This is a genomic window from Vibrio sp. QJM3NY_26 (genome assembly GCF_057786005.1).
Genome location: NZ_CM173515.1, coordinates 1708748 through 1723646, shown reverse-complemented (window position 1 = coordinate 1723646; position 14899 = coordinate 1708748). Strand labels below are relative to the sequence as shown.

Here is a 14899-nt window from a genome sequence, read left to right as displayed (position 1 = left end):
TTTAAATCCCTTCGAAAATCAACAGCCCTAAGCCTAACTTTAGCGGTAATGTGACACAGACGGTTAAAGTGCCATGTAAATCGCATCAAAGATGGAATTCGTACGATTATTCCCTAAGATTATAAATAGAGGTGGTTTTTGACGAATTTGTAATAGTTTGACAAAGTTATCCGATGGCTGTTGAAACGCAGTGGATGAATTGGCAAATCACACTTCACTGACTTTGCGCGTTTATCTATTCAAACTTCACCCATCCCTCCTTCTGCTCAAATGGTTCAAATACACGGAAAGGATCACCATCGAGCAATTTAGGTAATCAATTTACCTTGGTTACCTTAGTTGTATTATTAAAGAGAAAGGAAACTCAATATGAAATACAAGTTAAGCTCCGTATTTTTGTTAGTAGCAGCAGCCAGCGGTAATGCTAACGCTGGAGAATGTGGCAGCGTAACAATCGCAGATATGAACTGGAACTCTGCAACATTGATCGCCAATATCGACCAATTCATCCTAGAACATGGTTACGGCTGTGATGCCGAACTTATCCCTGGCGACACCATGCCAACAGGCACATCTATGATTGAAAAAGGTCAGCCTGACGTTGCACCTGAGCTTTGGAGCAACAGCTTAAAAGATGCATTGGACAAAGGTGTCCAAGAAAAACGTCTTCGCTACGCAGGTAAAGCACTTGTGAATGGTGGTGAAGAAGGCTTTTGGGTTCCAGCTTACTTAGTTAAACAATACCCAGAGATGGCAACCATCGACGGTGTACGTAAAAACGCTAGCTTGTTTAAGCACCCTGAAGACCCAGATACATCAGCATTCTACAGTTGCCCAGCAGGCTGGAACTGTCAGATCAGCGCCGGAAACTTGTTTAACGCTCTTGAGCTGGAAGACAGTGGTTTCACGATTGTTGATCCAGGCTCGAGTGCCGGCTTATCTGGCTCTATCGCAAAAGCTTATGAGCGCGAAGAAGCTTGGTTTGGTTATTACTGGGCGCCAACTGCCGTTCTAGGTAAATACGACATGGTTAAAGTTGACTTTGGCAGTGGTGTTAATGAGCAAGAGTTCCTAACTTGTACCACTAAAGAAGACTGTGATTCACCTAAAGCGACCATGTACCCGCCTTCACCAGTACACACAGTCACTACAGAAGACTTCGCATCGAGAGCACCAGAGGCTTACGACTACTTCACTAAACGTGGTTTCACTAACGACAAAATGAACTCACTTCTTGCTTGGATGGAAGACAACCAAGCGGATGGCGAAGAAGCGAGTATCCATTTCTTGAGTGAGTTCCCAGAAATATGGCACCCATGGGTTTCTCAAGAAGTGGCTAAGAAAGTTGAAGCAGAGCTGTAAGAGCTTGGTTTAATAACAAGCAATTACGCTTCAATAATACGGAAATAACGTCGCTATACTTGATGTTATTCATGATTCGGAGCCCTTTTCACAGGCGATACCTCATCGCATGAACAAGTGGCTCCGAACTATAAGGATATAAAATGGCTGACACCAATTGGTTATCAAGCTTTCCAGAGATGGAACGCGCTGATTTACGAACCATAAAAAAGACGCTAGATGGCGCATACCGTGAATTCTCTCGTGAATACGGTGAAATGATTGAATCTCTATTTGACCCTCTTCTTTCATTCCTTGTTTGGTTTGAAAAACTTCTTATCTCAACCCCTTGGATTATAGTCCTCGCCGTTTGTACCAGCCTTGTCTACGCTGCGAGTCGTTCTTGGAAACTGGCTTTAGGTTGTGTCGTTTCTTTGCTCCTTATTGGTTACTTTGGAATGTGGGAAGACACCATGCGGACGCTCAGTATCATTACTGTTTGTACCTTGGTTTCGATATTCTTAGGCATTCCGATTGGTATTGCGATGGCTCGTTCAAATCGAGCTCAATCTATCGTTACACCGATGCTTGATATCATGCAAACCATGCCAGCATTCGTTTACTTGATCCCAGTGGTGATGTTACTCGGCATCGGTAAAATTCCAGGTCTAATCGCCGTGGTTATCTACGCTATCCCACCCGTAATTCGTTTAACCAACCTAGGCATACGCTTGGTCGACAAAGAAGTTCTTGAAGCCGCTACCGCATTTGGTGCGAGCAAAAAACAACGCTTATGGGGTGTTCAACTTCCCCTAGCAATGCCAACGATCATGGCGGGTATCAACCAAACCATCATGATGGCACTGTCTATGGTTGTTATCGCATCCATGATTGGCGTGAAAGGCCTAGGACAACCAGTTCTTAAATCCATCACCAACCAATATTTCACATTAGGCTTGATGAATGGTTTCGCCATTGTTGCCCTCGCAATTCTTTTTGACCGCGCTTCACAGGCATACGCAAGAAGAACCAATGCGCATTTAGGAGGACTCAAGCATGACTAAACCATTGATTGAAATTAGTGGTCTATACAAAGTGTTTGGACCGAAACCGATGTCTGTTATGAACCGAGTTCAGGACGGTGAACACAAAGATCAGATTCTTGCGGACACAGGTCATACCGTCGGTTTAAAAGAGATTAATCTCGAGATTAACCGCGGTGAAATCTTCGTTATCATGGGGCTTTCTGGCTCGGGTAAATCGACTCTAATTCGCCACTTCAACCGTTTAATTGACCCAACGCAGGGTAAAATCATGGTTGAAGGTATTGATGTAATGAGCCTCAACACCAAGCAATTAGAAGAGTTCCGCCGTCATAAAATGTCGATGGTATTCCAACGCTTTGGCTTAATGCCTCATCGCACCGTGGTAGAAAACGTTGCGTACGGGTTGGAAGTACAAGGCATCAAAAAAGAAGACCGTTTAGCAAAAGCCAATGAATGGTTAGAAACAGTGGGTTTGAAAGGTTACGGCAAGCAGTACCCTGCCCAGCTTTCTGGTGGTCAGCAACAACGTGTTGGCCTTTCTCGCGCTCTGTGTACTAACGCTGAAATCTTGTTAATGGATGAAGCCTTTTCGGCACTCGACCCTTTGATTCGAAGTGAAATGCAAGATCAGCTTATCGAACTTCAACAGAAGCTTCATAAGACGATTGTTTTCATCACCCACGATTTGGATGAAGCACTCCGTCTCGGCGATCGAATCGCAATTTTGAAAGATGGCGAGTTGGTACAACAAGGCACACCACATGAGATTCTGCTGAATCCAGCCGATGACTATGTAGAGGCGTTCGTTAAAGACGTAAACCGTGCTCGTGCATTGACGGTTGAAACGGTTATGCAGCCTCCTCTCTATCGAATCACTTCAGAAACGATTGAAGGTGCTCTGGCACAAATGAAGATGCTGAAAAACGATTACGCTTATCACGTAACGGATGACGGCTATCAAGGCCTAGTCACACAAGAGAGCCTACAAGACGCCGTTGAAGATGCCTCTGTTCATGACTTCAGTGATGAGATTTACGAAGAGGTTCCTGCTGTTTTACCTGATGCGGTCATTGAAGAAGTTCTACCAGACACCATGTCTTGTGACTACTCCCTTCCAGTTGTCGACGAAGATGGAAATCTGAAGGGTGAATTAGAGAGAAGCGCCGTTGCTGATATCTTCTCTGAAAGTAGCGAGGAAGAAGTAGAAGCTGACCCAAAGCCAAAGCCAAAGATTGATAAAGCTTCGTAGCCTAAACTACTTAACCCCCTCCAAGACCACTGTTGTTAATTCACTGCAGTGGTCTTTTTATTTGTATCGGCCTCGTTTTCTCCTGAGCTCTACCCGCCCTTTACGTTTATAGGCACCTAAGTTTATATTTCATAAGAGAAAACAAATTTAAATCAGTCCGTTAGGCTTGTCACAAACCCTGTAGCAATATGAGTGAGATAGTAATTAATTGCTCTGTTTATACGGCAAGCAGTTGAAATTATTCTAGAAAATGACTAGAACTTATTAGTACTCACGGATATTACGCTCAATAGAAGGACTTAGTTTGATGAATTCCACTTTAGCGTCAGACACAGCTGCACATCTAAACTCACAAGAAGTTAGCGAGCTTGTTGATGAAAGCGTTCTAGAGCAAATGATTCGCGATACAAGTGCGGATATTATCCCGATCTTGATCGACCATTATGTTGAAGAATCACAAACACGCTTGGTCGCCATAAAAGAGGCTGTCGCTCAGAACGACGCTCAAACACTAGAATTCGAGGTACACACTCTCGGCAGCACAGCACTCTCATTAGGTAATCGCCCTTTGGGTGAGTTAGCTCGCGCCTTAGAGAAGCAATGTTTAGAACAGAATCATGATGCAGCATTTCGACGAGTTGACGAATTATTAGAACTCGCAGAGCGTTCAATCAAAGCCTTGCTTGAAAGAAAAGAGGCTGGTTTCAGTTAACTTTGGATGTTCATCATAAGTATCAGACAAAAACTCAACATAGTCGTTATCAATATAGTCACCATTAACATGTACTCCGGCGTGACCAACAACGCGAGAAGTACATCTATAGTTTGTTAAGAGATTGCATGCGGTAGATAACAAATAAACAAGACTCGTATTGATGGATGCATACCACTATGTTATTGATTGGTTAGGATAAAGTTTCAAAAGGAATACACAATGCGCCCTAAGGTATTGTTAGTTGAAGACTCCACCTCACTCGCCGTACTCTACAAGCAGTACGTAAAAGACGAACCCTACGATATTTTCCACGTCGAAACCGGCGCAGAAGCTAAGATCTTCATTGAAAGGCACTCTCCACAGCTTGTTATTCTCGATCTTAAGTTGCCCGACATGCCAGGTGAAGAAGTACTAGATTGGATTAGCGAAAATGAAATACCGACCGCCGTCATTATCGCGACAGCACATGGCTCAGTTAATATTGCTGTAGACCTTATCCAACGCGGTGCGGAAGATTTCTTGGAAAAGCCAATTCAAGCCGATCGACTTAAGACCTCTGTTCGCTTGCATTTGAAACGAGCTAAGCTAGAGAACCTCGTTGATGACATGCAAAGCAAGTTTGATCGTGACCGCTTTCATAATTTCATTGGCTCTTGCCTACCTATGCAGGCTGTCTACAAGATCATTGATTCGGTGGCGCCAACCACCGCTAGCGTGTTTATTAACGGCGAAAGTGGTACGGGTAAAGAAGTGTGCGCGGAGGCTATTCATCAGGAGAGTCAGCGTAACGGCAAGCCCTTCGTTGCCATTAACTGTGGCGCTATCCCTCGAGACCTAATGGAGAGTGAAATCTTCGGTCACGTCAAAGGTGCGTTTACCGGTGCGACAACCGACCGTAAAGGCGCGGCGATGCAAGCGCATGGTGGCACCCTATTTCTCGATGAGCTTTGCGAAATGGAACTGGAGATGCAAAAGAAGCTCCTACGATTTCTGCAAACAGGTACGTTTACTCCACTCGGTGGTAATCGCGAGATTAAAGTAGATGTCAGAATTATCTGTGCGACCAACCGCGACCCACTGGTTGAGGTCGAAGAAGGACGTTTTAGAGAAGACCTTTACTATCGTGTTCACGTTGTGCCTATCGAGATGCCACCACTTCGTGAACGAGGAAGTGACATTGTGACTTTGGCTAATCACTTTTTGAAATTGTATGCGAAGCAAGACAAGAAGAAGTTCAAATCCATAGACAAAGAAACGCAGAATCTACTTAAACGTTATGTGTGGCCAGGCAACGTGCGTCAGTTGCAAAACATCATCCGTAACATCGTGGTGTTGAACAATGAAACGAGCGTGACCAAAGACATGTTACCGCCTCCGATTAATAAAGTAGACGCGGCTCCAACTTCGAAATCAGTGACACCGATTCGAGTAGCGGCGCCCCAAGCTGCTGTTGTGGAAGCACCAGAAGCTAAGTTGCCACCGATTACTCCTGAAGAGTTGGAGCAATCGTCAGTTGTTCCCGCTAACAACGACCCGATGACGCCCGCATTTACAACAAACGAAGGTGCTATTCGTCCAATGTGGCAAATAGAGCGCGAAGCCATTCAACACGCGATCAATCATTGCGATGGGAATGTGCTAAACGCTGCTGTGTTGTTAGAACTTAGCCCTTCTACCGTTTACCGTAAGAAGCAGGCTTGGGAATCGGAAGATGAGTACAATCAAGCCTAAACAAGGTGTACTCAACGTAAACCTTCATGAGATTTGGCTGTTGATTGACAGCCAAACTTTTGGAGGTATAGAAACACATGTTTTAGAATTAGCACAAGGCCTGATATCTGAAAGCGCTCAGTATTCAGATGCTGTTCGAATCGTCCTTTTGACTAAGTTTAAGCCTGAAGCGATCATCGTTGAAAAGTTAGATGCGCTGCATATCCCTTATAGTTACCTCTCCGATTTAGCCTCTGGCTGTGCGGATTCAAGCAGTAATAGCGCGACACAGCTTAAACGTGCAGTTCAACATTATCAGCCAAGGCTTATCCATGCTCATGGTTACAAAGCCAGTTTGGTCAGCAAGCTCATAAAAATCTCACCTCGTTTAAGCAATACCAAACAAATCACCACTTATCACGCAGGTGAAACCCCAACAGGCAAAGTATGGCTTTATGACTGGCTCGACCGTTACAGCAGCTTCCTTTCTGATCAGTCGCTCGTGGTTAGTGAGAAGATTAAAGCGAAAGTACCGAGTAAAACCCATCAATTGAATAACTTTGTTAAAGTCCCAACCGGGTTAACAAGCTCCCCTTCATCAGGCCCATTCCATGTTGGTTTTGTGGGGCGATTGAGCCATGAAAAAGCGCCTGATCGATTTGTCGCATTAGCCAAACAGTTTCCTGATGTTCGGTTTGAGCTTTTTGGTGACGGACCAGAAATGGACGTCTTATCTAAATCACAGCCTGATAATGTTACCTTTCATGGGCATCAAACCAATATGGACGACGTCTGGATCCTAATCGATCTGTTAATCATCCCTTCTCGCTTTGAAGGCTTGCCGATGGCGGCATTAGAAGCCATGATTCGCGGCATTCCCGTTCTCGCCACCTCAGTTGGTAACTTGCCTAAGCTCATCGTGCATCAAGTTAACGGCTACCTCGCCAATTCAGAATCTGATTCAGAAACCGCGTTAGTACTAGAACAGCATTTATCCTCGTGGATGTCATTGACGAGCGAGCAACGTGACTCTCTCAAGAGTAACGCGATAGAAACCGTGAAAAACCAATACTCGCCACAAGCTGTTGTTCCCCAGTTATTGGAAATCTATCACCTCGACCGTTAATACTCGTCTTAGTCGGTAATTGGTTATTTTTGCTTGATGGTGTACCTACTCTAGTCAGTTTTATACTGATTCTCAAAATGACAAAACTCACCTCAAGGCTAAGCCCTCACTTGTTAATCCGACACTAAATCAGCTAGTTAAACAAAATGCATAACTGGCACTCGCTTTGCAATATTTAACATCAGGTGTTACTACGTCTCAAAAGATTACGAGCGAGTCATGAAGAGTTTATTTGCGAATAGAGGTCACAATGGTCAACCCTGAAGCCAATAGATTGCCAGTCATCATCACGATCAGCGCCTTGTGTGTCGGGCTCGGTATTGTCTGGTACTTCGTGCCGCATCCCGCTGTTATTGTTGCGCTAGCACTTCTTCCTTTGGCTGGAATGTTTGTTATTAACAAAACCTTTTGGATGGTGATACTGTTCGTTGTCTTTTCATTTTTTCGAATCCACGAAGCGATCCCTCAGCTCTATTCGTTAAAGATACCGCTATTACTCTCGCTAGGCGCGCTTTCCGCTTTGCTCTGGCATGCTTTCATCAGCAAAGAACTTAAAATATTCTGGCACCCTACATTGAGCTGGCTTGCTGTTTTTTGGGCTCTCGTCTTTATCGGCCTGATCTTCGCGTCTAACCGTCCAATAGCGTTAGCTGAATTTAAAGGCGTGTATTGGAAAATAATGGTGATGACACTCGCTATCGTGTGGCTGGTAAACAGCGTCGAAAACTTAGCAAAGACATCGACAATCATCATGATGGCCGGTTCGTTAGTCGCACTTATTGCAATTAACAACTCAATCAATGGTATCGGATTAGTCGAAGGGTCACGTGTCACTATTGGGCGTGATTTTGGTTCGATGTTAGGAGATCCTAATGATTTAGCACTGGTTCTTTTGTTTCCACTTGCGTTTGCGCTCAGTCAGACGACCACCCATGGCATTCATGCTTTTAAGCGTGTATTGAGTATTGGTGTCGCTGTATTGTTACTTGCCGCTATCGTTGCAACCCAAAGCCGTGGTGGATTACTTGGTGCGCTAGCAGTGGTCGGGATTTTTGCGTTCAAAGTAATACGTTCAAAATCACTGTTGATCACTTTGGGCGCGATCGGAGCGATTGGCCTTTACTTTGTTGCTGGAATTTCAGACAGAGCATCAGGCGGTGCTGCTGAACAAGGGGTTGATGAATCTGCAATGGGGCGAATCTATGCATGGGAAGCCGCGTTCAAAATGGCACTGGATAACCCTTTAACCGGAGTCGGCCTAAACAATTTCTTTTCTAATTACTTCTTTTATAGTTCGCACTGGGACGGCCTGAATCATGCGGTTCACAGTACTTGGTTTGGCGTGCTCGCTGAAACTGGCTTTCTAGGGTTGATTATCTTTCTGATATTGATTGGCTCACTGATCAAAACAATACGCTCGACACTCAAACAGCTTTCAGAGACGACCAACGCAATCGACCCAAATCTCAATGCCGCGGCTTACGCCGTATATGCTGGGTTAATTGGCACCATCGTCTCAGGTACCTTCCTAACACAAGGCTTCAACTGGCCTATCTATATCCTTTCCGCATTGATTGTTGCTGTTGCGAACGTATCTCATACTGCCTGTCAAAATGAGAAAATCTAAAAGCCAACTTGTAACACATTGAAAATAATAAACTTATTAAATGGCACAATATATGAAAGTACTTCTATATAACAAAAAAGAGGAATTTCATTATGACGTCAGTATCTATACATCAATTCAAACATTGGCTTAAGTTTCACCCTAATTCTCGAATTAGAAATGTGTTTATCATTTTGAAAAACATCAGAAGCACAGAGCTACCTACCCCTCAAGTACTTAATCGCTGCCTATACCAAGCACACAAGCTTGTCGTGAATTTGTTTTCTGGTTTTACTCGGTTCTTCTACTGGACACCAGCTTTCAAAGGTCGTGTCGCTCAATGTGGGAAACGCCTGTATTTATACGGTGGCCTCCCTTTCGTGAGCGGTCCGGTACAAATTACGATTGGCGATAACTGCCGTATCTCTGGCCACACGACATTCTCTGGTTGTACCCAACCACTTGAAGGCTTGGAACACCCACTACTGTCGATTGGCAACAATGTAGACATCGGTTGGCAATCGACTATCGCAGTTGGAGGTAAAGTCGTTATCTCCGACAACGTACGCATCGCTGGCGGCGCTTTCCTGTTTGGATACTCTGGACACCCGCTTGATGCAAAACGTCGAGCACTAGGTGAAGGCGATGACCCTCAGCAAATCGGCGACATCATTCTTGAACAAGATGTATGGCTAGGCACCAATGTTACCGTTAAAGGTGGCGTAACCATCGGCGAAGGTGCCGTAATAGCCGCAGGCAGCGTGGTAACAAAGAAAATCCCTGCCTTCGCAATCGCAGGCGGTAACCCTGCTCGAGTTGTCGGTCACATTAAATCCGTTGAAGTGACCGAATCCGATGTATTCGATTCGTTAGAGACTCATGGAGGCGACCATGCGTGATTTAATCGTATTTGGTGAAGACTTTGGCGGTCTGCCTTCATCGACTCAACACTTGGTTCGCCACTTGGCTAAACAACATAAAGTCTTGTGGGTCAACTCTATTGGTCTTAGACAGCCAAGATTGTCAGTTAAAGACATCACTCGTGCATTCAATAAACTGACAGGGCGAAGCAACGCAGTTACTCAAAACATGCTGGGTCCTCAACATGTCGCGGATTCAAACGACCAAGGCAACATAACGGTCGTGAACTTGAAAACCATTCCTGCGCCTTCTTCTAAGCTGTCTAGAAAACTGGCTCAGCAAATGATGTTACGCCAGTTGAAGCCAGTTATTGCCGAGCTGAAGCTTCATGCTCCTATCTTATGGACTTCCCTTCCTACCGCTGTTGATTTGTGCGGACACTTAGGCGAGTCAGCGGTTGTTTATTACTGCGGAGATGACTTTAGTGCACTCGCGGGCGTTGACCACAAAACTGTCGCACAGCATGAATTGGAATTGATTGAAAAATCAGATCTGATCTTCGCTGCTAGTGAAAAGCTGATGGGCAAATTCCCTAGTGAGAAAGCTCAACTCTTACCACATGGTGTCGATGTCGGGCTATTTTCTACACCAGCTCCAAGAGCACACGATTTGCCAAGTAACCACCGCCCGATTGCAGGTTTTTACGGAAGCTTATCTCAATGGCTGGATTACGACATGGTCAAACATGTGGCGACAGCAATGCCGGAATGGGACTTTGTATTCATCGGCCCTAATGAGCTTGATACATTGTCGTTGCCTAACCTCGATAATGTTCATTACTTGGGGCCTCGCCCACATCACACGTTGCCAAGCTATTCACAACACTGGGATGTGAGTCTATTACCTTTCGTTGATAACGAACAAATCAGAGCATGCAGTCCATTAAAGTTGATGGAATACCTAGCCGCGGGAACTCCTATCGTGACCACTCCTTTTCCTGCAATGGTTCCTTATAAGAATCACGTTACGTCCGTTGATAATGGACAACAGATGGTCGAAGCTCTCGACCAAAGCCGTCACCTTGAAAACTCGCCAGTATCTGTTGTCTCCAGAGACAGTTGGCAGAACCGCGGTAACTTCGTACATTGGATGTTGGAGCTATTATGAATAATCTGAAATTGCGGTTATTAGTCATCATCAATGCCATGTGGCGCCAACGCTACGTTATAGTTCTACCAATCCTTATTTTGCCCTTTGTAGGCTTTGGTGTGAGCAAGTTGGCTCCGACTAAATATGACGCGCATACCAGTATGTTGATTCAAGAAACGGCCAAGATGAATCCATTCTTGGAAGACATCGCCGTTTCTACCATGCTCAAAGACCGCCTTAACGCGTTGAGAACACTACTTCATAGTCGACATGTGCTTTACTCGGTCGCTGATGAACTGCAATTAACCACGCCCGATATGCCTGAAATTGAGAAACAAGAGATCATTACTGACTTGTCTCAGCGTTTATCAGTTACTCAACTTGGAAAAGACTTTCTAAAGATAAGCTTAACGTCAAACACACCAAATGGAATGGAACAAACGCTTCGTTCGGTGAGTGAACATTTTATTGAACAATTGTTAGCACCAGAACGTTCTTCGATTGAAGACTCGAGCAACTTCTTGAAAATTCATATAGATAAGCGCAGTGCTGAACTTGAAGTAGCAGAAGAAGCTCTTGCCTTATACATGAATGAGAATGTTCATTCGACGCCTGAGGTACAGAGCCAAAGTTTGAATCGCTTAGCGTCACTCAAACAAACACTCGCAGAAAAAGAAGCCGAGTTATCCGGTGTTGAAAAAAGCTTAGGGTCAATCGATCAACAGCTTTCAAAAACCAACCCAGTGATAGGTCGAATAGAAGATCAGATCATCGACATTCGTAGTGAACTGGCTCTACTTCAAGCCAAATACACAAACAAACACAGTGCCGTACAAGCTAAAGTTCGTGAACTAGACAGACTTGAAAATGAGAGAAAGAGTTTGCTCGATGTAACCCAACCAACGATGAACAGCGACCAGCTTTGGGACATTGCAAGTAGCACGACACTGAACAAACTGTCGGATACCCAACCTCTTTTGGTCACCCAGCTACACAGCTTACAACTGGTTCGAGCTCGCTTTGAGTCTTTAACTGAAGAGACTAAAAGCCTTCGTACTATGATTTTTGAATTAGAACACAAGGCGAATAACTTCGGTGAGAATGCAAAAGAGATGTATCGCCTTAAACGTCAGGTAGACATCAAGCGCCAGCTATCCGATGAACTCACAGAGCGTTATGAAATGGCTCAACTAACGGGTTCGCTTGGTGTATTCGAGCAAAACAAACGTGTGAAGATCATCGATTTACCCTTCACGCCTAGTATCAAATCTAACATACCTTCTTTTGTGTTTGTTTTGGCTGGTTTCGTTGCCGGTATCGGCCTTGGCATTGGGTTAGCGATATTGTTTGAGCTGTTTGACTCTTCAATCAAGCGTAAAGATGAAATTGAAGACATCTTAGGTGTTCCCGTAATTACCGTTATCCCTAAAATGAGTTGATTAGCCTTAAAGCTATTTTTAACTTGCTAGCTTCTTAGCTTCGTGCTTTCTAGCTTTCTAGTGTCCAAATACTAAACGCCAACACTCGGTTGGCGTTTTGCTTTTATAAAGCCCCAATTATTAATCCCACTTTCGACTTCCCAAAGCGCCACGATTCAAATAGTCATTCACTCGTATCTTGTTTTGATTCCCATTTTGAGAAACGAAAATCTCCCTAGAACCATTCACCATAAACCACTGAAATATAATAATTATTTAATTGGCACAACTCCTGCAATCTCCTTGTGTAGTCAAACGTTTTAAAGAAGTTACTTCAAGAGAAACGTCAGAAAGGCGAAACAAGAATTATAAAGGCAGGGTCCAAATTATGAATAACCAGATAACAAAGCATGGCAAGAAGATCATACACGTTGTTCAACATCTTGCCCCAGGCGGATTAGAAACCCTAACTTTAGATTTGCTTCGCCTTGCTAAACCAACAGACCAAGTGTTGATCGTCAGTCTTGAAGGCACGAAAGCAGAATCCATCACAAACTGGCCGAAGCTAAAGCCTTACCACAACCAAATCGTGTTTTTAGACAAAGAGCCCGGTGTTCAATTCAACATCATCATAAAACTCATCAAAGCATTTAGAGGAATTAGCCCTGATGTTGTTCACACGCATCACATAGGCCCACTGCTCTACGCGGGTTACGCTGCCCGCGTATCAGGGGTTCCTACTAGAATTCATACTGAGCATGATGCATGGCATTTGAAAAATAACAAACGCCGTCGCTTACAAGCATTAGCACTTAAAGCCGCTCAGCCAACTTTGGTGGCCGATGCAACCCGTGTTTACAACCAACTTCGCTCTGCCTTTTCATACAACAATATCATCACGATTAAAAACGGTGTGGATTGCGAGAAATTCAAACCGATGTCAAAAGCAAACGCGAGAGCAACACTCGATCTACCAACCGATAAACACATCGTAGGTTGTGCGGGACGTTTAGAACACGTGAAAGGTCAAGACCAACTGATTAAAGCGCTTACCTTACTTCCTACTAACACCGTTGTCGCATTGGCTGGTGATGGTTCAAAACGCAAGCAACTGGAACAACTCACTGACCGCTTGAATTTGAGCGACCGTGTGATCTTCCTTGGCCTTATTGAAGACATGACCACCTTTTACGGCGCTTTGGATACCTTCTGTTTACCTTCTCGACATGAGGGGCTGCCACTTTCTACACTAGAAGCTCAGGCGTGCAACATCCCTACCGTCGCGATGAATGTAGGAGCTGTCGATGAAACCTTATGTCCAGTCAGCGGCGCCCTCGTCAAAAGCGGCAGCATTGTGGGGTTAGCTAGTGCGCTATTAGAAAAGAAAAATGAACGCTTTTTATCACCTCGTCGTTACGTACTCGACAACTTCGACATTGTAAAAATGGTTGCATCTTACAACGATATCTCAAAAGGAGTTTGCGCATGATCGACTGGTTGCTTGCAGGACTTTGCTTATTCTCTGGTGCGCTGATTGTCTACCATCACGCTGCCTATCCACTGTTACTGCGTTGGTATGCGAAAAGTCACCCGGCGCGTCAAATTGAAGAGAGCCATCGTTGTTATAAAGACGAACAACAAGATTGCACACTACCCACCATTACCATTCTTGTGCCGGCATTTAACGAAGAGCAATGGATCGCAGATAAAGTTCGTAACCTTGCTTCATTAGATTACCCAAAAAAGAAGCTACAAGTGATTATTGCTTGTGATGGCTGCACTGATAACACGGTAGAAATCGCCGAAATGACGATTCAAGAAGCGATGTGCAGCGATATCTATTTCGAGATACATGACCACAAGACCAACCGAGGAAAAGTTGCGGTTATCAATGAAGAAGTGACAAGTATAAAAAGCGACATTACGGCGCTAAGTGACGTATCAGCCCTTATTTCACTGGATGCATTGCTTATTGCAGCTGCTCATTTTGAAAGTGACAAGGTTGGTGTGGTAAACGCAACGTATCAACTATGCCCTACAGGCAATGAAGGTGAAAACGCCTACTGGCAGTATCAAACAGCCGTTAAAGAATCTGAGGCATCATTAGGTTCTAGCTTAGGTTCTCATGGCGCTTTCTACTTGTTTAGAACACACCTGTTTGAACTGCTTCCACTCAACACTATTAATGACGATTTCATCTTACCGATGCAAATCGTTAAACAAGGTTACATCGCAGAATACGAAACCCAAATGGTTGCATTAGAGCTAGAAGAATCAAATTTAGAAACAGACTTCAAAAGAAGACTTCGTATATCAGCGGGCAACATGCAACAAGCGATTCGATTGTTTGGCTTGTTCAGCCCTAAGTTCAAGGGCATCGCGTTTGCGTTCTTCTCAGGAAAAGGACTTCGCCTCCTAACACCATATTTAATGATCGTGTGTTTAGTGTGTTCCATCTTACTTAGTAACTACTTGGTATTTGAAGCACTGTTATGGGCTCAAGTTACCGTTTATACCATTGGCGTACTTGGTTGTATCTTGCCAAAGCGTCTAGTAAACAAACCTATTTCATTAATCTCTTATTTGATAGTTGGACACTATGCCAACTTCATTGGTGGCATTCGTTACCTAATCGGACTAGAAAACTCACCTTGGACACGAGCGAATCATTAAGGACT

12 protein-coding genes are annotated in these 14899 nt (G+C 44.3%); all 12 read left to right on the top strand.

Going from position 1 to position 14899, the window contains the following annotated elements:
- Positions 1 to 369 precede the first annotated feature (369 nt).
- The 12 genes from AC3CH4_RS07840 to AC3CH4_RS07785 all read left to right on the top strand — a co-directional run bounded on the left by AC3CH4_RS07840 (position 370) and on the right by AC3CH4_RS07785 (position 14894).
- A complete protein-coding gene (locus AC3CH4_RS07840; protein ID WP_488543604.1) occupies positions 370 to 1362 on the top strand; it encodes an ABC transporter substrate-binding protein in 993 nt (330 codons plus the stop codon).
- Between the two features lie 143 nt (positions 1363 to 1505).
- Entirely contained in the window at positions 1506 to 2405 is a 900-nt protein-coding gene (locus AC3CH4_RS07835; RefSeq protein ID WP_054547760.1) for an ABC transporter permease, read from the top strand.
- Positions 2398 to 3636, top strand: coding sequence for a quaternary amine ABC transporter ATP-binding protein (locus AC3CH4_RS07830; RefSeq protein WP_488543603.1), 1239 nt, complete (start codon positions 2398 to 2400; stop codon positions 3634 to 3636). Before AC3CH4_RS07835 ends, AC3CH4_RS07830 begins: the two co-directional genes overlap by 8 nt.
- Positions 3637 to 3943: 307 nt before the next feature.
- Positions 3944 to 4348, top strand: coding sequence for an Hpt domain-containing protein (locus AC3CH4_RS07825; protein ID WP_171329829.1), 405 nt, complete (start codon positions 3944 to 3946; stop codon positions 4346 to 4348).
- A 222-nt stretch (positions 4349 to 4570) separates the two neighbouring features.
- Positions 4571 to 6082: a sigma-54-dependent transcriptional regulator gene (locus tag AC3CH4_RS07820; protein ID WP_065205220.1), complete on the top strand. Its 1512-nt coding sequence runs from the start codon at positions 4571 to 4573 to the stop codon at positions 6080 to 6082.
- Positions 6063 to 7187, top strand: coding sequence for a glycosyltransferase family 4 protein (locus AC3CH4_RS07815; protein WP_488543602.1), 1125 nt, complete (start codon positions 6063 to 6065; stop codon positions 7185 to 7187). Before AC3CH4_RS07820 ends, AC3CH4_RS07815 begins: the two co-directional genes overlap by 20 nt.
- A 250-nt stretch (positions 7188 to 7437) precedes the next feature.
- The gene (locus AC3CH4_RS07810; protein WP_146454247.1) at positions 7438 to 8814 is read left to right on the top strand and encodes an O-antigen ligase family protein; all 1377 of its coding nucleotides are present in this window, start codon (positions 7438 to 7440) and stop codon (positions 8812 to 8814) included.
- Between the two features lie 92 nt (positions 8815 to 8906).
- Positions 8907 to 9692 (top strand): acyltransferase, encoded by a 786-nt coding sequence (locus AC3CH4_RS07805; RefSeq protein ID WP_488543601.1) that lies wholly within the window; start codon positions 8907 to 8909, stop codon positions 9690 to 9692.
- Entirely contained in the window at positions 9685 to 10821 is a 1137-nt protein-coding gene (locus AC3CH4_RS07800) for a glycosyltransferase (RefSeq protein WP_488543600.1), read from the top strand. The genes AC3CH4_RS07805 and AC3CH4_RS07800 overlap by 8 nt, the downstream gene beginning before the upstream one ends.
- Entirely contained in the window at positions 10818 to 12242 is a 1425-nt protein-coding gene (locus tag AC3CH4_RS07795) for a GumC family protein (RefSeq protein WP_428784218.1), read from the top strand. The genes AC3CH4_RS07800 and AC3CH4_RS07795 overlap by 4 nt, the downstream gene beginning before the upstream one ends.
- Positions 12243 to 12609: 367 nt before the next feature.
- Positions 12610 to 13710, top strand: a complete 1101-nt coding sequence (locus tag AC3CH4_RS07790) for a glycosyltransferase (protein WP_488543599.1) — start codon at positions 12610 to 12612, stop codon at positions 13708 to 13710.
- Positions 13707 to 14894: a glycosyltransferase family 2 protein gene (locus tag AC3CH4_RS07785; protein WP_114633535.1), complete on the top strand. Its 1188-nt coding sequence runs from the start codon at positions 13707 to 13709 to the stop codon at positions 14892 to 14894. The genes AC3CH4_RS07790 and AC3CH4_RS07785 overlap by 4 nt, the downstream gene beginning before the upstream one ends.
- Positions 14895 to 14899 lie beyond the last annotated feature (5 nt).